The sequence below is a fragment of the Flavobacterium sp. FlaQc-47 genome, assembly GCF_044006475.1.
Lineage (GTDB): Bacteria > Bacteroidota > Bacteroidia > Flavobacteriales > Flavobacteriaceae > Flavobacterium.
In genome coordinates this window covers 833302-856691 of sequence record NZ_JBIPCQ010000002.1, presented here as the reverse complement: position 1 = coordinate 856691, position 23390 = coordinate 833302, and the positions used below count along the sequence as shown (strand labels likewise).

Sequence of the window (23390 nt, the reverse complement as noted above, 5' to 3'; positions counted from 1 at the left end):
AAGAATGGATTGAAATCCATCCCTACAATATGCTCCGTTCCTCCGGAACTCTTTGTAAAATTCCGGAGGAATCATTTATTTTGTAGCTAGGGATTTCAATCCCTTGAACACAAAGTAACCACAAACAATGTCATTTCGACCGAAGGGAGAAATCACATCATAAACTCCGCAAAGAATATCGTCAATCTTTGTCGAATTCTTTGCGAATGATGGATTAAAATCCATCCCTACAATATGCTCCGTTCCTCCGGAACTCTTTATAAAATTCCGGAGGAATGATTTATTTTGTAGCTAGGGATTTCAATCCCTTGAACACAAAGTAACCACAAACAATGTCATTTCGACCGAAGGGAGAAATCACACTAGAGACTCCGCAAAGAATATGTCAATCTTTGTTAAATTTCTTGCGAAGAATGGATTGAAATCCATCCCTACAATATGCTCCGTTCCTCCGGAACTCTTTGTAAAATTCCGGAGGAATGATTTATTTTGTAACTAGGGATTTCAATCCCTTGAACACAAAGTAACCACAAACAGTGTCATTTCAACTGAAGATAGAAATCACATTATAACTCCGCAAACAATATCGTCAATCTTTGTCGAATTGCGAAGAATGGATTGAAATCCATCCCTACAATATGGTCCGTTGCTCCGGAACTCTTTGTAAAATTCCAGAGGAATGATTTATTTTGTAGCTAGGGATTTCAATCCCTTGAACACAAAGTAACCACAAACAGTGTCATTTCGACGCAGGAGAAATCACACTGGAAACTTCTCAAAGAATATCGTCAATCTTTGTCGAATTACTTGTGTGATTTCTCCCCTCGGTCGAAATGACAAACCAGACGCAAAAACCTCATTTTGTTTCAACATCTAAATAAGGATCTAAAACTTCCGCTAATTTGTTCATCCAATAAAAACTATTTTCAAGATTTATAATTTCAGATTGTAAAGTTTCACATTCTCGCATTACGCCTAAACTAAGAACATAATTTACTTGTCTTATTTTCTTTGCCATACTTCCATGATCTATCATAGTCATGAAAAATTCCGACAATCTAATTTCAGCTTCTTTTGAAAGGTTATTTGTGCTCATAATTTTAATATTTCATACAAAAATCATGAGATTTATTTTTCAATTGAAGGCATATATGGGTTCAACTTTGATTTTTTTTGGGGTATAAAAAAACCCGTGTAATCAGCACGGGTCTTCACATCATTCAATCAAACCAATCAAGGGTAATCAATCCTTAATATTTTTTATAGGAATTTGGAGTTTAATTTTCCTAGCTAATCCAAATCTTCTTTTTAAACAAATTCGCCGTGTGTCGCAAATGTTGGTTAAATCCTATCAGGATTACTAAAGCCAATAATCCATAACCTACAACGGTATAAATTTCCATATCAGACAATAATGTCGCTTGTTTTGCAACGGTGCTAAAAACCTTTTTTAAGGCAAGAGAATTTGAATCGTCAAGCGAATATCCTTTTGCCATGAAACTCTGCGCTGTTTTAGCAATTGTTTCCTGAGCCTGAGGATTATCGCCGGTAACAAACTGACTTAGTTTGAGGAAGTGTTTTTTATTCAGGAAAACTTGTACATTCTGCATAATGCAAAAACCAATCGTGCTTCCCCAAAAACGACCTGAAACCCCAATAATTCCGGATGAAGTCATCATTTTATTAGGAACTGCCGATACGGTAAATAAAACCAAAGGCACGAATAAAACTCCAACCGCGATTCCTTGTAGAATATACGGAACTATAATATCTGCCAATGAAACATCGGACACAAAAAGATAAGTAAACCAAAAATGAAAAACCGACAAAAGCGCAAAACCAATCATAAAAATATATTTGGTCGACATGGATTTCATCAGAAAAAATGCTGCCAGAATCAACCCAATTACATTTCCTAAGCCGTTGATGTATTGCACTCCGGCAACGCGTGAAGGATCCCAATTCCAGATGGAGAACATTGCACTATGACAAAGACTTAATGTTGCTCTGGCGATATAAAAAAGAAAAAATAACAGAAATCCGGTTCGCAAATTCGAATATCTGAAAACTTCAAAATCAAAACTTGGTCGTTTTATCAGTAATTGTCTAAAAATGAATAATCCGCCAGTTATAAGGCAAATGATCAAAGCCAAAATCATCTGGGAAGAATCAAACCAATACTTTTTTTCGGCATAAACAAAAAAGAAAGCTCCGCTTAAAATCGAAGTCAGAATCAAAACAAAACTCAAAAAATCGACTTGATACAAAGGGATTTTCTTGGTGATTCTATGACTTCTAAAAGTAACCAAAATCAGAAAGACATTGATAACCTGAAGCATTCCTGAAACATACAACATGTATTTCCAATCATAATGATCCAGAAACCAAACGGCAATATTCATGATAAAAGGTGTTGCCAGTAAAAGTGATCCGTAATAGAATGAAAAACCAATTATTATGGCATTTTTAGAATTAAAACGTTCGACTAGCAACTGTCTCAAAATCAGCACAGGCAAAGCCATTAAGATTCCTTCGGCAACTCTTAAAATAATAAAAACCGCAAAATTAGTCACATAAGCAGATGAAACTATCGTGACAGCGATTAAAATATACAAGGACATTAAATACCCTTTTGCAGGAAAGTAATTAGAAAACCTGCTTTCGATCAGGATTGTTGCCAGTAAAGTTCCATAAGTTACACACATTGCAAACTGCAAATCTTCGGGCTCAATGTCCAGAAAACTCGCCGCATAAGCCACGTTTGAGCTGTAAACACCCAACAAAATCATTGAATGAAGTAAACACACAAACAATATGAGGATGATCGCCCAATTAGGAACCCAGGATTTAAATATACTTTTATCTTCCATTTTAGTTGTGCTGAGCGATAACGGTGATATTCATTCCGGCTCTTAAAAAATCAGCTTGTTTATTAGTTTCTTTCAATTGAATACGAACCGGAATTCGCTGTTCGATTTTCACGAAGTTTCCTGTTGCATTATCAGGAGGCAATAACGAAAATCTCGCGCCACTTGCAGGCGATAATGACTTTATGATTCCTGTAAATTCTTTATCGTTCAAAGCATCTGCCTGAATTCTAACTTCCTGACCTACGGTTAAATATTGCAATTGTGTTTCCTTGAAATTGGCTGTAATCCATTTTTCTTTACTAACAATTGATAGTAGCGATTGCCCTTCTTTAACCAATTGTCCCGGCTGCAAAGTTCTTTTCCCAACCCAACCATCGTAAGGCGCCGTAATTATGGTGTATGAAAGAAACAATGCCGCATTGTCTGCCACAGCTTGTTTAGATGCAATGTTGGTTTGTGACGCAGGAACGTTTGCCTGCGCCTGAGATGTACTTAAATTTGAAGACTGAATCCTGTCTCGCATTTCCTGAAAATGTGCTTGCGCCGATTCATAATCTGCCTTAACTTTTTCTAATTGCTGTGAAGTTGCGGCTTCGTCTTTTACTAAAGCCTGATATCTTTCGTATTCTAATTTTGTTTTCCAAAGATTAGTTTTGGCCGCAGCCAATTGCGATTCGCCAATCACGGTTGAACTTGCTGTTGTTGCCACGTTTCTCTCGGCTACAACACTACTTTGCTTTGCACTTTGCACATCGGCAAGAGCCACATTCAGCTTTGATTTGTATTCTCTGTTATCAATAATTACCAGGGTATCGCCTTTATGCACAAACTGATTTTCATCAAAACGAACTTCCTGAACATAACCGGTAATTCTCGACATGATAGGCGTTACATATTGCTCAACCTGAGCATCATTTGTTTCTTCGTGATTTTGATTGAATACATAAAACCAAATCCCTAAAATGATTCCGCTTGCTACTAAAATGCACGCAATTATTGTTATAATGATATGAAACGATCTGTTTGCGCGAGTTTCATTTTTAATCTTTACCATATACTTTATCTATTGTCTATTATCTTTATATATTCTCTTGCCTTTATTCTCTTGCTTCTTGCTTCTATTCTCTTTCTTCTTTCTTGTATTCTCTAACTTCTTTCTTCTATTCTCTAACTTCTAAATCTCATCCGGCATTATCCCCGCAGTATGAAGCAACTCGTAATGTTTTAGAACAGCGTCAAGTCTGGTAGAAATCTTGTTATATTTTGCTTGCAATAAAGCGTTATCAGCATCAACCATTTCGGTTATTAAAACCAATTGGTTTAAGTATTTCAACTTTACGATTCGGTAATTTTCATTCGCTAAATCCAAAGCTTTATCTACCACCACAAATTTTTCCAGGATTTCCTGATATTGGGTATGTTCTTTAAACAGCTGATCCTGAATTTCATCTTTTGTAATTTCAGTTTGCATTTTTTGCCATTCAATTTGCGTTGTAGCTTGTTGTACTTTGGTTTTGTTTTTATATAAAGCCGAAATATCAAAATGTGCTTCGATACCAATTTGACCTAAAGTGTACAAATAAGGATTTGGCGGGAAAAATTTATAGTTAGGATAATAAAAACCATAATTCCCAAAGAAGTTTACCGTTGGCAGAAAATTTCCTTTCACCAATTGCAGTTCGGTTTTTTTGATGTTTAATTCCTGACTGGCAATTCGCATTTCTTCGTTCTGAAAAGCTTTATCCAAATAAAAATCATACGGATCTAAGCTATTCATTTTATCAATATTTGATGTTGTATCAATCGCCATTTCTTCGTTTTCAGGAATCTGAATCAACGTTTTTAGATCATGCAGTGCGATCTTTATATTTTTAGAATTTGTCAGCGAGTTTAATTCACGGTCAGAAAGCTGTAATTCGGCTCTAATAACCTCGTTTTTAGTTACCGTTCCGTGTTTTTGCAGCGATTGAACTTCTTTTAATCGGCTTTTTTCCTCTTTGATATTTTCTTCAAAAATCTTTTGAAGTTCCATCATTTTGTAAATTGACAAATAATTGGCTACCACTTCGAGCTCAATATCATGTTGAGTCTTTTCGGTTTTTATTTTGGTAATTTCATTTTCCTGATTGGCAATTTTGATGGCATTGTTGATTTTATTACCGGCATATATTGGCATTTTAAAAGTCGAATTCACCTGATAAATTTCAGGAATAGCCTTAGTAACTTCTTTACCATTCAGGAAACCATTTCCTTTGAATTCAGTAATATTGGTAATTCTGGAATACTCACCGTTTAACTCGATATCCGGTAAACGGAGTTCTTTTCTTTCTTTGATGTTTTGCTCAGAAAGTGTAGTCTCTAATTGAGATCTGAGGATTTTTTTATTGTTTTCTTTAGCCAGTTTCACCGCTTCAGTCAAAGAAACCGAATGGATTTCCTGTGCTTGTAAACCATTAAATGTTAATATAATTAGAAATAGTAACACGGTTTTGAGAAAACAATCGTCTGTATAATTAGTTGTTTTAAGGAACATGAATTTATAAATATTTTTATAGTGCAAAGTTCCTGCATTTTTCTGATGACTGATAATTCTAAAAAGTCAATAACATATTCATTTCGGACAAATGTTAAAATTTAATTTTCCGAAAACGTTATATTAAAACACTGAATAATAGTTCATTAAAAAAAACATGTAATTTAAAGGTTCACGCAGATTTAAAAAGATTTAGGCAAATGTTATAGATCATCAAAATAAATAGGCGCGAATCTGCTTCAATCTGTAAAATCTGTTTTAATTTTTTTTTCACGCAGATTTAGCAGATCAAACAGATAAACCACTTATAAATAAAAATCTGCCGAATCTGCTAAATCTGCGTGAGAATAACTTCATCTGTTTTATAAAATATTCTCTCCATTAAAGTAATCCGAAGGTCTTTGCCCGAGGAATTTAAAGAATGTATTACTAAATGTCGGAACACTATTATAACCAACTTCTAGCGCTACCTCTTTAACCGAAAGCTTTCTTTCTAATAAAAGCTCAATCGCCTTCAAAATTCTTCTGATAGTATAATATTGAATAAATGACATTTGCAGATCTTTTTGAAACAAGCGATACAAAGATCGTTCGCTGTAACCAAATTCGTGTGCGACATCAGCAAACAGAATCGTTTCTCCCAGATTATTCTCTATATGTCGCAGAATTTTACTCAAACGCTGATCTTTTGGTTGTGGTAATTCTAATGGAAGAGTAGTAGTGCAAATTTGTGGCAGAATTGCTTTGATCGCTTTGGCAATTGTAAAATTTGGAGTGCCTTTTTTAAGATCACCATTCCAGCGGTTGGTAAAAAGCATCATTTGCAGCAGTAAATTATTGACCGGATAGATTCCTTCACTTTTATAAAAAACATCTTCGTCTTTTTCAACCGGAAAATACAAATTCCGCATTGTCACACTTTCAGATTTCGGTTCAATACTGTGCGCAACCCCACTGGGAATCCATATAAAATGTCTTGCCGGTAAAAAATACGATTTGGTTTCGGTAGTTACAAATACTACATCACCTTCGGCATATAACAATTGCGCCTTTTCGTGTTTATGTGTGGGCACAAACAATTCACCCATCAAATCGTGGTGGCAATAAATACTTTTTTTATCAGCATCTACTTTTTTGATGTAATATCTATCTAGTTTCTGACCGGAATGTTCCATTGAAGTAAATCGAATATCTTTCTTGTAATATAAATGTAGTAAATTAAAATTCCAATATTTTGAAAATCCCAAATTCCAATATTAGATTGCATAGATTTAAACGCAAAAGACACCAGGTAAAAAGCAAAGTTCGCAAAGCTTAATTAGAAACTTTGCGAACCTTGTGTAAATCTTAGCGTTCTTTGCAGTTAAACCTTAAAAACAAAAAAGCCTTTCCGTTAAGAAAGGCTTCTTCCAATATTGCGGTCTGGACGGGACTCGAACCCGCGACCCCATGCGTGACAGGCATGTATTCTAACCAACTGAACTACCAAACCAACTGCGTTATTGTGAGTGCAAAAATACAATAGAAACTGGGTTTTGCAAGGTTTTTTACGAATAAAATTTGAGAAATTTTTAATGAACTGATTTTAAAGAAATTCCAAAGTTAAAAAATTCCAAATTCCAGATCTAAAAAGCTAAAAAGTCGAATTAAACCGCAAAGTTGGTATGCATGATTGGTTCTAAAAACGCAAAGTTCGCAAAGCTTGGCCTTAAATCAACTTTGGTATCAATTCTAAAAGTTGTGGGGAAACATAAAAGAGATTAATCGTTAATTGAAGTTGCTCGTTTAATAATTCAATAAATAAATTGACATTAAAAAGTTTAATCCCTACTGGATATTTTTCTGGTTGATTCTTATCCTACCAATATTAAACTCCTAACGGAGTAAAAAAAATATCCCGAGATATTACATTTATATATTGGATGATTTTTAACGCAAAGTTTTTTATCATAGAGTGTATTGACAAACACAAAGTTCACAAAGCTTGTGTTCACATAGCTTTGTGTTGACATAGCTTTGTGAACTTTGTGTTTATATCCATCTTGCTTAGTAAAAAATCTTTGAGTGCTCTGTGTTATTTTTTTCTCTCTCCACAGGTTTTCGTGTTGATCCATCAACCTTATGTTTTCTCAACCTAATATAAAGTAAAAACAAAAAATCCGCAAAGCTTTAAAAAAAACTTTACGGACTTTGCGTAAATCTTAGCACTCTTTGCTGTTAAACTTTTTGTCTTAATATGAACTTATATCACTTATATGGTTCAAAACAAAAACGTCTTAAATCAAAAAAGCCATCCACAAAAGTGGAAAGCTTTTCATTGGTCTAACTACTAAACCAGCTACGAGTTACAAAGTCGTAGCAAAACAACACAACTAATCTTAGATACCGTATTTGGGCAAAAAAGCCTTTCCGTTAAGAAAGGCTTTTCCCAATATTGCGGTCTGGACGGGACTCGAACCCGCGACCCCATGCGTGACAGGCATGTATTCTAACCAACTGAACTACCAAACCTCTGCGTTATTGCGGTTGCAAAGATAGTACAGAATTTCATTTCTGCAAGCGTTTTGCTAAAAAAAATTATATATATTTTTAAATTATTAGCCAAAGTTTTGTTTTTCAACTAAATACGTAGTCAATATTTTTTCAAAATTATCGCCAACATTCACCGGAACGTACTTAATTTGGTTCTTTGCGCAAGTCAAAGCTAATTTTTTAAAGTACTCTTCTGCCCTTTTTTCATATTCGACTTTAACATTATCGGCAAAAATCGATACTTCTTCGCCGGATTCTAGGTCAATAAACTTTCTTGGCGTGTTATCAAAGTCAAATTTAAGCTCTGTTTTATCATCTACAACGTGAAACAAAACTACTTTGTGTTTGTTGTGTTTAAGGTGTTGTAATGCATTAAAAAGCTTTTCATCATCTTCGGCCTGGAACATATCTGTAAATATGATAATCATAGAGCGGCGATGCATTTTCTCTGCTATTTGATGCAGATATGTAATTGTATCGGTCGTTTTTTTGACTTTGGGCTGTTCTAATAATTGCTCCAGTTTATTGAGCAACATTCTATGATGACGATCGCTTCCTTTTTCGGGCGCATAATATTCGTAATTGTCTGAGAAAACACTTAAACCAACGGCATCGCGCTGTTTCTTTAAAATATTCATTAAAACTGCCGATGCTAAAACGGCAAAACCAATCTTTTTTTCGTAAAAAGGCTGATTCGATTTTAGTTCAGGATAATGCATGGATGATGAATTATCAACAATAAGATGACAACGCATATTCGTTTCTTCCTCGTAACGTTTCGTGTATAAACGATCTGTTTTGGCAAATAATTTCCAATCGATATGTTTCGTGCTTTCTCCTGCATTATAGACTTTATGCTCAGCAAATTCAGCCGAAAATCCATGAAACGGACTTTTGTGCATTCCGGATATAAAACCTTCTACAACCTGATTTGCCAGCATTTCGAGATGCTGAAAACTGGATACCTTCTCTATTTCCGATTCAATTTTCATTCACTTTCTTTTTTAATATTTTGTGCGCGATACAAACCATCTGTCGCCTGCAACAGTTTTCGTTTTAATATCGGACTAAAATTAGGGTTTTCTTTTAAGAATCGCTGTACTTCATCAAAAGCATATTTCGATGAGTATTTTCCAATGGTATTATTTAACCAGTCCTTCGGGAAGAAAATATCTCCTGTTCTCTGAATTTCCTCCACCAAATCTAGTGAAAATCTAATATACTTTTGAGCACTTTCCTGACGTAAAGGATGATTGATATTCGCCAAACCTACAGCAACCCACGATTCTTTTTCCCGGTTTTCATCCTCTTCTAATGATTTTACAAAAGCATCGCGAACCAATTGTTTTTGTGATAAAGAAGGAAGCAAAAATTCAAATCGTTTTTGCTTATCAGGATTTGTAATTGCTTTTCTGGTTTTATTTAAAATCTCATCTGCTTTTGCATGTTTGAATATAGCCAGATTCATTGCCATATTCGTATAGTCGTCTTCGTTTAATTTTAAACTTTGAATTACGTTTTCTTTATTCCAAATGGCATATAATTTAGCTTTCCCAGAATCTGAATACGCAATTGAGCTGAATAAATTGAACAATGTCTTTTTAATATTACTGGGCAAATTAGCTTGTAAACGCGCATAAACAAAGTCTTCAAGTTGTTTATGAACTTTATTTTGCTGCTTTTCAGTCAGGAATTTCCAATAAACTGAACTTGTCTGATTGGCTATAATTTTAAGAACCAATTCGTTTTCTTCCTGCTGAATTCCTTTTATAAAACAATTAAAAGCTTTGATTGGCGCAACATTTCCGGTTAAAGTATTTTCATAAATATTGATATAAGTTGAAGCTCTTGCGACCTCATCTTTCAAACTCAAAACAGATTCTATAGTATTCCCGTCAAGCGGAAAAACGCCGTAACCAAAACCATTATAATTGTAAATTACAGCAATTGGTTTTTGAAGTCCTATTACTTCTTCTACCACTATATTTTTGTCGGTAATAGTAACGTTGATCACTTTTACCTCATCCGGATAAACCAAACCAATATCAAAAATTTGAGGCCAGACATTATCTGATTTATCTTCGGCGTGCTGACTTATTTCAAACTTCTTAATATTGTTTTTAGCGTCGTATTCTATTTTATCTGTAAAAATGGCTCTTCCAGATTGATTGACCCAGACTTTACTCCATTTTTGCATATCCAGCGGAGTTTCGGCATCAAGAATTTCTACCAGATTATTCCAATCGGCATTGTCGTTTGCGTATTTTTTAATGTATTTTTCGATTCCTTTCTGGAAAGATTCTTTTCCCATCGAAGCTTCTAACTGGCGCATCATTATTGGCGCTTTATTATAAATAATAGCTCCGTAAAGCGAACCCGCATCTTTTAAATTTGTAAGATTTTGTTTTATAGGATGCGTACCTAAGGAACGGTCTTCGGCGTAAGCGCTGGAATAATGAGCGTTTATAAACTGTAAATTATGATTGACTTTCGGGAAAATAGGGTTCATTATTTTATCTGCCATAAAATTCGCAAATACTTCTTTCATCCAGACATCATCAAACCATTTCATGGTGACTAAATCGCCAAACCACATATGCGAAGTTTCGTGTGCAATCAATTTTGCACGATCTAATTTCTCGCTGTCGGTTGCGCTATTGTCAAGAAACAAAGTCGATTCTCTGTACTGAATCGCGCCAACATGTTCCATTCCACCATATTGAAAAACGGGAATTGAAGCAAAATCCAACTTTTGAAAAGGAAATTTATAATTGGTATATTTTTCTAAAAAGTCTAATGATTGTTGGTGTAAATTAAAAATAGTATCAACACTTACGCGAAATTTCTCTGCATTATTTTCGCGATATAACATTGTCATTTCTCTATTTCCCGGTTTCTGTGTTACGGTTTTAAATTTTCCGGCAACAAACGAAAACAAATACGTGCTCATTTTATCTGATTCTCCAAAAGAGTAACTTATAAAATCCCCTTTTTCTGTTTTCTCTTTCACATCGGCTCCAGCCAAAACCGACCAATCTTTAGGAACCAATAAACTTAATTTATAAGTCGCTTTAAGATCTGGCTGATCAAAACAAGGGAATAATGTGCTCGCACGATCAGGAACTAATAATGTATATAAAAAATCATCATTTCGGTTTAATGATAAATTACCTGCGATAAACGAAATAGCAACTGTATTTTTTCCTGAAATCAGATCTTTTGAAGCAATAATGATATGTCCTTTTTCGTGAACAATAGGTTTATTTTTCCCGTTTACCTCAACTGATTTAATGTTTGAGGTTTTTTCTTTAAAATCTAAATATAAAGGTTCGCTCAGATCTGAAATTGTCAGTTTCAAAGTAAGATCTGAATTGATTTCCTGCTGTTTTTGCGTCGGAATTTGAAAAGAGAGTCCGTATGTAACATCAGAAATTTGCTTTTTTCGAAAAATAGCCATTTGTTGAGAAACGCCATTGTCCAAAACAAGATTTTCTTTTGACTGAGATTGAGAAAAACTATTTGAAGCAATTGCAAGAAAACAAAGAAGGCTGTAGAAAATTTTCATTTTTAAGGGAATGTTAGATTTGTAAAAATAAAAAAAGTTTGCCACGAATTTCACGAATTAGCACGAATTAAAATTCTTTTTGCCATAGATTAAAATGATTTTCTTAATCCATGAGAATCATTTTTTTCAATGAAAAATCATTAAACACATAGAGACATAGCTTTACATTCCTGAAAAAAAAAGAATGCATAAAGAAACATATTTCTTTCACATAGCTATGTGTATTTAAACAAATGAAATGCCTTTTATTTTAAGTTAAAAAAACTATGTCTCTATGTGTTTAAAAATTATGTCCAATTTAGTCCAACAAAAAAGGCCTGACTATTGCCAGACCTTTTCAAACATACTAATTCGAATATTAAAAAAATTATTGCGTTTGTAAAAACTTAAACGTCATATCTCCTGCATAATAAGTGTTACGCGCATTGGTTGGGAAAATAGTTTCTGTCGCCGTGCTTGATATATAAGCGTAACCTGTAATTGTAATATTTCCTGCTACAATAGGATAAGTTGCTGCTGATCCGTCTGTTTTTGTTCTGTTGATCCAGTCGTCGCTGTTTACAGTAAAAAAGTATTCCTTGTCTTTTGTTAACGGAATTGCCGTAATCACCTTTTCAACCGTAACATTTGCAGTCGCTACGGTTAGCGTTTCAGATTTTATAACTGTTTTTGTTGCTGCATCCCATAAAGTGATTCTTAAAGCCGAATTTACATCTGGAATTTTAACTATCAATGCTGTTATTTTACCGGTTACAGTTGGTTTAAAACTAAAACCGTACTCATAAATTCCTGAGTTTTTTACATCAACTGCTTTTTGGCTAAATCCTGAACCCGCCATGTAGGCATCAAGAGGATTTTCTTCGTTGTATTTAACTGCCTCTTCTTTATCATCATCACTGCTGCAGGAAATGGTTAATAATGCAACTGATAAAATCGTAAAAATGGTTTTTAAAGTCTTCATAATCTTTTGTTTTTAAATGATTCCCTATTTTATAAATAGAATTATTGCTTGTAATTTATTTTGTCTAATTATTGTTGAATATTAAAATGCGCACAAACCTCTTCGTAACTCATTTTAGCATAATCTGCTTTGACACCTTTTCCTGCTGTAGCAGCAACTCCTCCAGGGATTAAAATATAGCGCCAGCTAAGACTCGTTGGCAAATTCACAGTTCCTCCTGCGTCATGTCTAAATCTGAACAGTTTAATTTTTTTTGCTGTAGAAATAGCGGTAATTGTATTAACAAATCCTCCGGCTGTTGATGTGTAAGGCAGCGTATAAGTACCTGAACCAAAAGAAACATACACTAATATGGTTCCTTTAGCCAAAATATCTTCTGATAATTCTGGTGCATTAATACTGGTAGACATTCCTGCGGTACCATCTACAGTTTCTGCAACAGCTACTGGCGCTGTGATCCATTTGCTGTAAATAACATTTGCTGTTCCGGGTGCTCCTGGTGCGCCTACTGCCCCTGCTTGTCCATCAACTCCGTTTTTCCCGTCAATTCCGTTTTTTCCGTCGATTCCATTGATCCCGTCTATTCCGTTTTCTCCATCGTCGCTACTGCATGATATTGTAAAAATTGCAACTAATAAAAGTGTAAAAATGGTTTTAAAAATTTTCATAATAATTGGTTTTAATTTGGCTAAATGATTCTTATCTAATTCAATAACATTATTTTTGTAAAAGTCAATTGCTATTTAAAAAAAGTTTCTTTTTATTTGATGACTTAATTACGAGACAAATTTGCAGGATTAAAATCAGCAGAAAAACCACTAATAGACAAACAACATTTTAAATAGACAGACGACGTAAAACCAAATTAAATGACCAAAAAATACTCTTGTATTATTGTCGACGATGACGAAATAGACAGACTTACGGTAGTATCGTTTGCCAAGAAATTCCCGATTCTGGACATTTTAGGTGTTTTTGAATCAGCAGAAGACGCACTTCCGTTTATCGAAGAACAAAAGGTTGACATTTTATTTCTGGATATCGATATGCCGGGTTTAAACGGAATTGAATTCAGAAAAAAAACATTAGAAATTCCGGTTTGTATTTTTATAACCGCACATCCTGAACATGCCGTAGAAAGTTTTGAGATTGAAACTTTAGACTTTATCGTAAAACCTTTAAAACTGGATCGCTTTGCACAAACCGTTAGCCGGATCGAAGAGTTTATGGAAATTAAATTAAAAGCATCTCTTTTTGAAGCCAGCATTGGCGGTGATACTATTTACATCAAAGAAGGTCACGAACAAACGAAAGTCAAATTGCATGAAATTCTATATCTCGAAGCTTTAAAAGATTATACTTTGATTATTACCGATAAAAAAAGACATTGTGTTTTATCGAGTATTGGCAATCTTTTGAAAGAAGATCACTTTAAGTCCTTCATTAGGATTCACCGAAGTTTTGCGGTTCAGAAACAGTTTATCAACAAGATAAATTCAACCGAAATTATTTTAAACAACAATGTATCTATTCCCGTTGGAAGAAGTTACAAGGAAAACCTAAACTTATTCTAAATGAAAAAAGCATGGTTTTTATTGCTGCTTTTTACCTCAATCGCTGTCTTTGCACAGCAAGAACCAAATTTAGCATTGTATAAAACTAAAAATGAGAAACTAAAAGCCTGGCTAAAATATACGAATGAGGTTTTAGATGCTGACAATTATCCAAAACTGCTCATTGCCGCACAAAAAGGAATTGTACTTTCTAATGATCAACTCGCGTATAAATCAAGATTTTATTTTTTAAAAGGAAACGCCTACGAATTCAATAATAATCAAACTAAAAATGCATTAGCTAACTATGAGCTGGCGTTAAAATATGCTCAAAAAGCAAGACATCTTAAAAACGAAACTTCGGCTTTGATGCGCCTTAATTACGCCTATTATGCCCTAAATGAAACCTCAAAACGAGAACAATTAATAGCGTACATCAAACAAGTTCTTGATACTACAAAAAGCAGTTATACAAAATCTGTACTTTATGGAAGCCTTGGTGAATATTATCTTGATAATGCTCAATATGAAACCTTTATTGGCTATCAGCTAAAAGCAATTAATTATAAAAAACTGCTTAAAAAAACTGTAGCAAATAATGAAACAATTGGCGTTTCGTACAGCCAGATTGCAGCGGCGTACACTAAAATGAAACAATATAATAAAGCTATTGAATATTTAAATTATGCCCAACCTTACATAAAAACTTCACCTTATATCAGTGCTTTCTCCTGCAACTATTATTTACAGTGTTTTGTTCCTTTAAAAAACCTCGACAGCATTCAAAAATATTACACATTGATCTATACATTTCCTTCAAAAAAGGATTCCTTATTTCTTAATTTAAGTTTTGCCAACAAAAGTGTTTCTGAATATTATGCTAACGAAAGACAGCCAGATATTGCATTTAATTATGCGAAAAAAGCTGTTTTATTAGGAAAAAAATCTAATGATCAGGATATAATAATGGAAGCCAATGCAGTCATGGGAAGGGTTTTATATGAAAAAGGAGCATACAAAAAAGCCATTGAAATACTAAAAAAAGCGTCAAAAAATGCTTTGACTTATGATAAGGAATCGTTTGTAAACATCAATAAAAAACTATCTCAAAGTTATGCCGCATTAGGTCTCTGGAAAGAAGCCTTTTATTACAACGAAATTTACAGCAAATACAATGATGAAATGATGCAGGAATCAGCCAAGCAAAGTATTGCAAATGCCGAAGCACATTATCAAAACAAAACCAAAGGGCAGGAAATCAAAAGTCTTTCGGCTCAAAATACTATCAAGAACATTCAGATTGCCCAAGCAAGAAAGCAACGTGTTTACTTAATTTCAGGATTAATTCTTGTTGGAATTATTTTAATATTACTGTACAAACAAAGTCGAAACCGTAAAAAAACCAATGAAAAATTACAGCTTTTGAATCAGGAATTGGACGAAGCCAATAAAATAAAAGCACGATTCTTTAGTATTTTGAACCATGATTTGAGAAGTCCGGTTTCGAATTTAATTCACTTTTTACATCTTCAAAAAGAAAATCCGGAACTTATCGATGAAGCCACAGCGCTCAGAATGCAAACCAAAGTCATCACCGGAGCCGAAAATCTGTTAACCTCAATGGAGGATATTTTATTATGGAGTAAAGGTCAAATGGAAAACTTTAAACCTCACTTTAAGGAAATCCCCGTAAATATTATATTTCAAGAAATGCAGAACCATTTTTCAGGAATTGAAACCGTAGCAATTTTATTTGAAGATCCTGAAAATATCCTTTTGAATACCGATGAAAATTACCTAAAAACCATCATCAGAAACCTAACCGGAAACGCAATAAAAGCACTGGACAAAACCTCAAACGGAAAAATAATCTGGAAAGCCTGGCAGGAAAACAACCAAACTTATCTTTCCATCACAGATAATGGCAAAGGCGGAACGCAGGAACAATTTAAAGCGTTATACGACGACTCTCAAGTTATAGGAATCAAATCAGGTTTAGGATTGCATTTGATTCGGGATTTGGCTACAGCCATAAATTGCAAAATCGAAGTACGCTCAAAACCCGATTCAGGAACTACTTTTATGATTATATTCTAACCATTCTTCCTATATGAGTTTTTAAACTCTGCGCCTTTGCGTCTTTGCGCGCAAATTTCGCACGAACAGTTAAATGCTTAAAATTATAATCGCGCGAAGACGCAAAGGCGCAAAGTTTTTTAAGAATCATAACGAAACACGTTTTTTCACATAGCTATGTGTATTCAAACAAATAAAATACCTTTTTTAACAAGTCAGAAAAGCTATGTCACTATGTGTTTAAAAATATGCACAATCCAATTTTATTCCAATAAAAAAGGCTTGACTTTCGCCAAACCTCTTTTATATAAATCATAATCTTACGATTACAACAAAGCGTCTAAACTATCAGCGTAAGTTTGTTTCGGAGCAACTCCTACTTGTTTACCTACTACTTCACCGTTATGAAAAACCAAAACAGTAGGGATGTTACGCACACCATATTTTGCAGCAAATTCCTGATTAGCGTCTACATCGACTTTACCAACAACTACTTTACCTGCGTATTCTTCGCTGATTTGGTCAATGATTGGACCAACCATTCTACAAGGACCGCACCATGCTGCCCAAAAATCTACCATTACTGGTTTATCTGATTTCAAAACTACTTCATCAAAAGTAGCATCTGTTATTGCTAATGCCATAATTTCTTGTCTTTTAAAATTATTGTCTGAATTGTATCTATTCAAACTAGACTACAAATTTAAAAATTAAATACTAATCAAACACCATTCTTAAATTAGTTTTAGTTATAAATGCATTGTCATTTATTATACGATTCCCATGTTTTAAAAATGTAAGTTTTAATTTACAATATATTGACAGTCATCTTTTTAGAATATCCTCGGTTTTTTACCTTATCTTTAATAATCCAGAAAATTCTTCCCGATGACAACAACTTTACTCCATATAAAAAACTTTTTTCAATCTGTTCGTTTTAAAAAATATGCCAGGCGATTTGGCTTTTTTCTTTTAGGTCTTATTGTATTATTGCTCATTTCATATGGAGGATTAACGATTTATTTGAGCCGGAATAAAACCGAAATCATTGCGAAGATCAATACAAAAATCAACGAAAACATCAACGGAAAATTCCATGTTGGCGATTTTCAATATAAGTTTTTGACTGGTTTCCCTAATTTTACTTTAGCATTAAAGGATGTCGAACTCAAAGACAATCAATGGGCTGCACACAAACATACTTTACTAAAAGCCAAAGAAATCGAAGCGCGTTTGAATGTTTGGAGTTTACTGCACAACGAAATCAACATTCATAAAATCCTGATTAACGATGCCGATATTTATGTTTATAAAGCCGAAAACGGATATTCGAACGCCAATATTTTCAAGCCAAAAAAGAAGAAATCTCCTGTAGATAAATCAGAAACCGAAACTACAATTGATCAAATCGACCTCAACGATGTTCATTTTATTTTAGACAATAAGTTGGGGCATAAATTGTTTGATTTTCATGTGGCCAGTTTAAATACAAAAGTAGACTATGACGGAAACGATTGGCAAACCGATGTTTTTCTGGACACACAAATAAAAAGTCTGGCATTTAATACCGTTCACGGAAGTTTTGCCAAAGAAAAAGAACTGAAAGGCACTTTTAATGTTTCATATTCCTCTGAAAAAGAAAAAATTGACGTGGTTACCCGAAATCTAAAAATAGGAACAGACTCGTTTGACATCACCGCTTTTTTTAATCTTGCCGAAGGAAATGCGCTTTTCGGGATTAATATCGGGACTTCTATTTTATGGAAAAATGCGTCGAATGTATTATCGGCAAATATCAGTACAAAACTAAACCGATTCGATTTGCGCCAACCTATTGATGTTAATTGCGACATACAAGGCGATTTTAATGCCGAAGGAGATCCTAAAATTGTAGTTCAGGCGATTATAAAAGACAACGAATTGAGTATTCCGGACGGATTAATAAAAAAATGCAATTTCAAAGGAATTTTTACCAATAATTTCAAACCAAAAGACGGTTATAACGATGCAAATTCGGCAATTATATTAACGCGCTTTTCGGGAGAATATGAAAATATTCCGCTTACGATTCCGCAATTGGCGATTAATAATCTTGAAAAACCAGTCGCAACAGGAAACGTAAGTTCTGATTTTGATGTTGAAAGACTCAACGAAATCAGCAACGACAAATGGATTCAGTTTACAGATGGTCACGCAAAAGCCAACCTGAAATTTCAGTTTGATATCGTTGATTTGTACATTACAAAACCACGTTTTATTGGTAAAATAGATGTTGACGACGCCTCTTTTCATTATATTCCAAAGAATGTTCATGCCATAAAAACCAATATTCACCTTGATTTTACAGAGAAAGCGTTATTTATCAAACAAATCGCTTATAAACACAATAAGAACACCATTTTTATTGAAGGAAAAATTGACAATTTCCTAAATCTATATTATGACGCGCCCGAAAAAATGATCGTAAACTGGAAAATTTATTGTCCTAATATTGATCTCAAACAATTTTTAGGTGTTTTGGCAACATCGCAAAAAACAAAAGCCACGGCAAAAAACACCAAACGAACCACGATTTCAAACCAAATACGGACTGCAATTGACAAATGCGCTGTAGTAATTGACATTAAAGCCGATAAAATCAACTACAATAAATTAACCGCGACCAATACAACCGCAACCATAGAAATGATAGATTCCAGATTAGTCATTAAAAACGGTTCCTTGCAAACCTCTGGCGGAAATATCACTTTTAACAGCGAAGTAAAACCAAGCGGAAAAAACTTTGCCTTTAGCTCAAACGCAAAAGTAAATCGCGTTGATATTGCCAGTTTCCTGCGCTCGTTCAACAACTTTGGCGTTACCTCATTTAATCCCGACAACATCAAAGGGCGATTAAGCAGTCAGGCAAATGTGACAGGTTTTATCAACAGCAATGGCGCGTTGATCACCAATTCTATGCACGGTAATTTGACCTTCAACGTGAATCAGGGCGCTTTGTTGGACTTTGAACCTATTGTAAAAATTGGCAAATTTGCTTTTCCGTTTCGTGATGTCAAGAATATCACATTCAGCGATTTATCCGGCACGCTAAAATTACGCGGAGAACAAATCGATGTCAATAATTTCACCATTAGTTCCAGCGTTTTAAACCTCGATGCCGAAGGTATTTATTCCTTTGGACGAGGCACGAATCTCGCCCTGACAATCCCACTCCGAAACTCCAAAAACGACATCAACCTCGCCACTCAAGCCGAACGCGACGCCGTTCGCGACCGCGGAATTGTCCTGCATTTAATTGCCGTAGATGACGAGGGAAAAATGAAAATTAAATGGGGAAAGAAGGAGAAGTAGTTTATTTATGTCACACTTTCTCTCCTGTCTTGTATATCACAAACTAAATAACAACCGCCAATTCACGCAATTTTATCATTCCAATTTTTACACAATATTGTCATTTCGATCGAAGAGAGAAATCACACTAGAAACTCGACAAAGATTTGGTTTCATGAGAACTTTTATAAACATTAATTAACGCCAGTCAGAAATGATTGGCGTTTTTTTATACATAAAATTTAAAATCATATCAATTTAATAAGGTTGAAAACTAATACAGAATGAGGACAATTGTCAACCGGACAATTGTCCTCATTCTGTTACATTTATCCGGTGAACGATTTGAAAGAAAATTTTGGCAATAAGATAAAAGCCTTAAGAGAACAAAAAGAATACTCAATTGAGTATCTGGCAAATATTGCCAATATCGACAGAACATACATTTCTGACATTGAAAAAGGAAAAAGAAATGTTTCGTTACTAATCATTGAAAAACTTGCAAAAGCACTTGAAGTAAACATTCAGGAACTATTTAATTATGGAGAATAATCTCAATTTTATTGATTTATTTGCCGGGGCATCTGGCATGTCTGAAGGATTTATCAAAGCAGGATTTAATCCTGTATCTCATATCGAAATGAATCCTGAAGCCTGTTTAACAATTAAAACCAGAGCAGCATACCATTATTTAAAATCAAAAAACAATCTTGATTTATATTATAAATACATAAAAAGCGAAATTACGCAGGAAGCTTTTTATAAAGAAATCCCAAGTGAAATCCTTAAGTCTGTTTCAAACATAGAGATTAATGATGATACAATTTCTGGGCTTTTTGACAAAATTAAACAATCTGGAAAGACGATTGATCTAATAATTGGCGGACCTCCTTGTCAGGCTTATTCTTTATTAAGAAGACATCAGGATAAAATTGAAGAAGATCCAAGAAATAAATTATATATTCAATACGGAAGATTTCTTAAAGAGTTTAAACCCAAAGCATTTGTATTCGAAAATGTTCCTGGGTTATTAACGGCAAATAAAGGTGAACATTTTAAAAATCTAAAAGCTTATTTTAGAAGAATTGGTTACGAAGTTTATCATGAAACTTTAATTGCGTCAGATTTTGGAGTTTTACAAGCACGTAAAAGAATAATTATTGTTGGATGGAAAAAAGATAATGATTTTGGTTTTCCAGAATTCGAAAAAATAATTCAACAATTTAAAGTTAATGATGCATTTCAGGATTTACCAAAACTAAAACCGGGAGAAGGTTTTAAAACAACAAAATACACAGAAAGTAAGAACGAATATCTTGAAAAATTCGAATTGCGAAATGGTGTTGACTTTGTTACACAACATATTTCCAGACCTCATAATTCAAGAGACTTAGCTATTTATAAAACCGCTATTCAAAAATGGAATAAAGGACAGGAAAGATTGCGCTATCCTGATTTACCAGAAGAATTAAAAACACATAAAAACGAAACTTCATTTACAGACCGATACAAAGTAATTGACGGACTAGGTATTTCTCATACAGTAGTAGCGCACATTGCTAAAGACGGTCATTATTATATTCATCCTGATGAAAAACAATGTCGCTCAATTTCAGTAAGAGAAGCTGCAAGATTACAATCATTTCCTGATGATTTTTATTTTGAAGGTTCACGCTCGGCAGCATTTAAACAAATTGGTAACGCAGTTCCTCCATTAATGGCAAATGCAATTGCTAAAAAAATCAAAGAATTATTATGTCAGAAGAGCTAAAAGAAAAACATTTTAAACCTAAGGCACATATACTAACTTTATTAGGTGAAGAGTTAATAAAAAGCCCTGTAATGGCTATCTATGAGTTAGTTAAAAATAGCTATGATGCTGATGCTAAAAAAGTTGATGTATATTTTAGAGATATTGACAATGCAGAAAATGCTGCAATTATAATAGAGGATAATGGAATTGGAATGACATCTGAAATAGTCGAAGATGTTTGGCTTGAACCTGGTTCTGATTTCAGAAAACCAATTAATAAAGATGGTATTAGAGAAATAATTAAATCTCCTATTTATGGTAGAATCCCAATGGGAGAGAAAGGTGTTGGACGCTTTGCTGTACATAAATTAGGAACAAAAATTTTACTAATTTCCAGACCTTTAATTTTAATTTACAACGAAGAAAAAACAGAAATAATTAATGAGTATCTAGCTGAATATGAGATTGAATTATATATAAATTGGAAAGATTTTAATCAATCAAAACACTTATCAGATATACCTATTAAATGGAAATTAAGAAAGGATAAAAATAGCTTTAGATTCAAAGAAGAAAGTGGAACATATATACATTTAAGTGGCTTAAAAGAAAATTGGACTAAAGGGATGGCAAGGGACTTAAAAGGTCAAACTTTAGCAATGCTTTCGCCAAAAGTTGACGAAAATAGCTTTAAAATAAATTTAAATTTTAATAATCAATGGCTAGTCGATTTTCCCAAAATAGATACAATTATTGATGAAGCTCCTTTTAAACTTGTTGCTTTAGTTGATAAAAATTACAATTTAACATTCGAATATACTTTTTCTTTAAAAAACAATCCTGAACTTGGAGTCAGAGTAATTGACGATAGCTCTTATGATAGAAATATAAAAGGAGATATTAAACCATACATAAGAAAGGAATTGGAGAAAAAGGAGTACTCTAAAGATTCTATAGAAATCATTTTGTCAAAATATGACGAAGAGGAACAACTACCTTTTGGAGGACTTTTGTTTGAATTAAACACATTTGATCTAGATTCTGAATCTTTAAAAGATTATTCTTTTGATCCACCAACAACAAGAAAAATATTACGTGAAAACTCTGGAATAAGAGTTTATAAAGGTGATTTACGAGTATTTGATTATGGTGAAAAAGGTAATGATTGGCTTGGGATAGATTTAAAAAGAGTTCAAGATACAAGTTGGTTTTCAAATAACTTGGTGCTCGGTTTTGTTAGCCTAGATCCTGAAAATTCAGGTAAACTAACTGAAAAAACAAATAGAGAAGGGTTTGTTGAAAACAATGCTTTTATAGTATTTAAATATATTCTTGATTTTATATTAACTCAATTTAAAATTGAAAGAAATAAGGATAGAGAAAGGTGGCTCAATTTTAACAGAAAAGAATCAGGAAATCTTTTTGATCAAAAAATAAATAGTTTTAAAACTTTGCTTGAAAACACTGATTTAAACAATGAAGAAAAAAAACAAAAATTACTGGAAGAAGCTGAAATTCTAGAAAAGAAATATGAGGAAGATAAAAAAATACTTCTAATTCCCGCGGGTGTTGGAATGACTGCTTCTATCGCATTACATGAAATAGAAAAATTAGTACCAAGAATGGAGGAAACGGTTAAAACAAATCCAATTGATATAAAAATAATCAATGACCAAGTAGAAGAATTAAGACAATATACTGACGGCATTATTTCTGTATTACGAAAAGGTGGAGATAAACCAATTGATGTTAACGAATCAATTAACAAAGCATTTAAAAATTACAAAACAAAACTTCTTGATCGAAACATTGATTTTTTCATTGATATTGACGACAACGTTACAACAATTAATTGTGATAAAAGATTTTTCATTACTATGGTAATGAATATAATTGACAATAGCATCTATTGGCTTGATACAGTTTACAAACCGAATAAAGCGATATATGTAAAATCATATAAGGAAGACACTACTACATGCGTAATAATCATTGATAATGGTCCAGGTTTTAAAGACGATATTTCAGAACTTATCCGTCCATTTTTTTCAAGAAAATCTGATGGAATTGGAATTGGATTATACTTAATAGATACAATAATGCTAAAATATGGAAAATTTGATATTCTATTAAATCGGGAAGAACTAAATCAACAAAAAATACCTGAAGATTTTGATGGCGCCGCTGTAAAATTAATTTTTAATAAAAATCAATAAA

Annotated in this window: 16 protein-coding genes and 2 tRNA genes; 6 read left to right on the top strand and 12 right to left on the bottom strand. The window is 33.5% G+C overall.

Features of this window, described 5'->3' with window-relative positions; all coding sequences use genetic code 11:
• Positions 1-856: 856 nt before the first annotated feature.
• The 11 genes from ACHRVX_RS09635 to ACHRVX_RS09585 form a co-directional block, all read right to left on the bottom strand.
• Complete coding sequence (locus ACHRVX_RS09635; RefSeq protein WP_395331616.1) at positions 857-1096, bottom strand: hypothetical protein; 240 nt, start codon at positions 1094-1096, stop codon at positions 857-859.
• Positions 1097-1286: 190 nt separating this feature from the next.
• A complete protein-coding gene (locus tag ACHRVX_RS09630; RefSeq protein ID WP_395331614.1) occupies positions 1287-2870 on the bottom strand; it encodes an MFS transporter in 1584 nt (527 codons plus the stop codon).
• 1 nt (position 2871) lies between these two features.
• Complete coding sequence (locus ACHRVX_RS09625) at positions 2872-3924, bottom strand: HlyD family secretion protein (protein ID WP_395331612.1); 1053 nt, start codon at positions 3922-3924, stop codon at positions 2872-2874.
• 120 nt (positions 3925-4044) lie between these two features.
• Complete coding sequence (locus ACHRVX_RS09620) at positions 4045-5355, bottom strand: TolC family protein (protein ID WP_395331610.1); 1311 nt, start codon at positions 5353-5355, stop codon at positions 4045-4047.
• A 410-nt stretch (positions 5356-5765) separates the two neighbouring features.
• Positions 5766-6650 carry an AraC family transcriptional regulator gene (locus ACHRVX_RS09615; protein WP_395331608.1) on the bottom strand — a complete coding sequence of 295 codons (885 nt, stop codon included), beginning with the start codon at positions 6648-6650 and terminating at the stop codon, positions 5766-5768.
• Positions 6651-6821: 171 nt separating this feature from the next.
• Positions 6822-6895: transfer RNA gene (locus tag ACHRVX_RS09610), tRNA-Asp, on the bottom strand.
• Positions 6896-7840: 945 nt separating this feature from the next.
• A tRNA-Asp gene (locus ACHRVX_RS09605) sits at positions 7841-7914 on the bottom strand.
• Between the two features lie 86 nt (positions 7915-8000).
• On the bottom strand, positions 8001-8927 hold the full coding sequence (locus ACHRVX_RS09600) for a DUF58 domain-containing protein (RefSeq protein WP_395331607.1): 927 nt from the start codon (positions 8925-8927) through the stop codon (positions 8001-8003).
• A complete protein-coding gene (locus tag ACHRVX_RS09595; protein WP_395331605.1) occupies positions 8924-11500 on the bottom strand; it encodes a M1 family metallopeptidase in 2577 nt (858 codons plus the stop codon). The genes ACHRVX_RS09600 and ACHRVX_RS09595 overlap by 4 nt, the downstream gene beginning before the upstream one ends.
• Before the next feature lie 367 nt (positions 11501-11867).
• The gene (locus ACHRVX_RS09590; RefSeq protein WP_395331603.1) at positions 11868-12461 is read right to left on the bottom strand and encodes a hypothetical protein; all 594 of its coding nucleotides are present in this window, start codon (positions 12459-12461) and stop codon (positions 11868-11870) included.
• A gap of 68 nt (positions 12462-12529) precedes the next feature.
• Positions 12530-13129 (bottom strand): hypothetical protein, encoded by a 600-nt coding sequence (locus ACHRVX_RS09585; protein ID WP_395331601.1) that lies wholly within the window; start codon positions 13127-13129, stop codon positions 12530-12532.
• 201 nt (positions 13130-13330) lie between these two features.
• On the opposite strand from ACHRVX_RS09585, the gene ACHRVX_RS09580 reads away from it, so the two are divergent.
• Together ACHRVX_RS09580 and ACHRVX_RS09575 are read left to right on the top strand one after the other, a co-directional pair.
• Positions 13331-14035, top strand: a complete 705-nt coding sequence (locus ACHRVX_RS09580; protein WP_395331599.1) for a LytR/AlgR family response regulator transcription factor — start codon at positions 13331-13333, stop codon at positions 14033-14035.
• Complete coding sequence (locus ACHRVX_RS09575; RefSeq protein ID WP_395331597.1) at positions 14036-16111, top strand: ATP-binding protein; 2076 nt, start codon at positions 14036-14038, stop codon at positions 16109-16111. It abuts the gene before it with no gap.
• 305 nt (positions 16112-16416) lie between these two features.
• Here the strand turns inward: ACHRVX_RS09575 and trxA are convergent, their stop codons facing one another.
• Positions 16417-16779, bottom strand: a complete 363-nt coding sequence (gene trxA, locus ACHRVX_RS09570; RefSeq protein WP_395331595.1) for a thioredoxin — start codon at positions 16777-16779, stop codon at positions 16417-16419.
• A 199-nt stretch (positions 16780-16978) separates the two neighbouring features.
• On the opposite strand from trxA, the gene ACHRVX_RS09565 reads away from it, so the two are divergent.
• From ACHRVX_RS09565 to ACHRVX_RS09550, 4 genes are all read left to right on the top strand, one after another.
• A complete protein-coding gene (locus tag ACHRVX_RS09565) occupies positions 16979-19441 on the top strand; it encodes an AsmA-like C-terminal region-containing protein (protein WP_395331593.1) in 2463 nt (820 codons plus the stop codon).
• 273 nt (positions 19442-19714) lie between these two features.
• Positions 19715-19972, top strand: coding sequence for a helix-turn-helix domain-containing protein (locus ACHRVX_RS09560; RefSeq protein ID WP_395331591.1), 258 nt, complete (start codon positions 19715-19717; stop codon positions 19970-19972).
• On the top strand, positions 19962-21191 hold the full coding sequence (locus ACHRVX_RS09555) for a DNA cytosine methyltransferase (RefSeq protein WP_395331589.1): 1230 nt from the start codon (positions 19962-19964) through the stop codon (positions 21189-21191). The genes ACHRVX_RS09560 and ACHRVX_RS09555 overlap by 11 nt, the downstream gene beginning before the upstream one ends.
• Positions 21176-23389 (top strand): ATP-binding protein, encoded by a 2214-nt coding sequence (locus ACHRVX_RS09550; RefSeq protein WP_395331587.1) that lies wholly within the window; start codon positions 21176-21178, stop codon positions 23387-23389. Before ACHRVX_RS09555 ends, ACHRVX_RS09550 begins: the two co-directional genes overlap by 16 nt.
• The last annotated feature ends 1 nt before the right edge of the window (position 23390 follow it).

Bases quoted from the DNA above. Each gene is read 5' to 3' on its own strand.
- ACHRVX_RS09580 (WP_395331599.1), top strand. From the start codon at position 13,331: ATGACCAAAAAATACTCTTGTATTATTGTCGACGATGACGAAATAGAC.
- ACHRVX_RS09600 (WP_395331607.1), bottom strand. From the start codon at position 8,927: ATGAAAATTGAATCGGAAATAGAGAAGGTATCCAGTTTTCAGCATCTC.
- ACHRVX_RS09635 (WP_395331616.1), bottom strand. From the start codon at position 1,096: ATGAGCACAAATAACCTTTCAAAAGAAGCTGAAATTAGATTGTCGGAA.
- ACHRVX_RS09550 (WP_395331587.1), top strand. From the start codon at position 21,176: ATGTCAGAAGAGCTAAAAGAAAAACATTTTAAACCTAAGGCACATATA.
- ACHRVX_RS09625 (WP_395331612.1), bottom strand. From the start codon at position 3,924: ATGGTAAAGATTAAAAATGAAACTCGCGCAAACAGATCGTTTCATATC.
- ACHRVX_RS09585 (WP_395331601.1), bottom strand. From the start codon at position 13,129: ATGAAAATTTTTAAAACCATTTTTACACTTTTATTAGTTGCAATTTTT.
- ACHRVX_RS09575 (WP_395331597.1), top strand. From the start codon at position 14,036: ATGAAAAAAGCATGGTTTTTATTGCTGCTTTTTACCTCAATCGCTGTC.
- ACHRVX_RS09565 (WP_395331593.1), top strand. From the start codon at position 16,979: ATGACAACAACTTTACTCCATATAAAAAACTTTTTTCAATCTGTTCGT.
- ACHRVX_RS09555 (WP_395331589.1), top strand. From the start codon at position 19,962: ATGGAGAATAATCTCAATTTTATTGATTTATTTGCCGGGGCATCTGGC.
- ACHRVX_RS09590 (WP_395331603.1), bottom strand. From the start codon at position 12,461: ATGAAGACTTTAAAAACCATTTTTACGATTTTATCAGTTGCATTATTA.
- ACHRVX_RS09595 (WP_395331605.1), bottom strand. From the start codon at position 11,500: ATGAAAATTTTCTACAGCCTTCTTTGTTTTCTTGCAATTGCTTCAAAT.
- ACHRVX_RS09630 (WP_395331614.1), bottom strand. From the start codon at position 2,870: ATGGAAGATAAAAGTATATTTAAATCCTGGGTTCCTAATTGGGCGATC.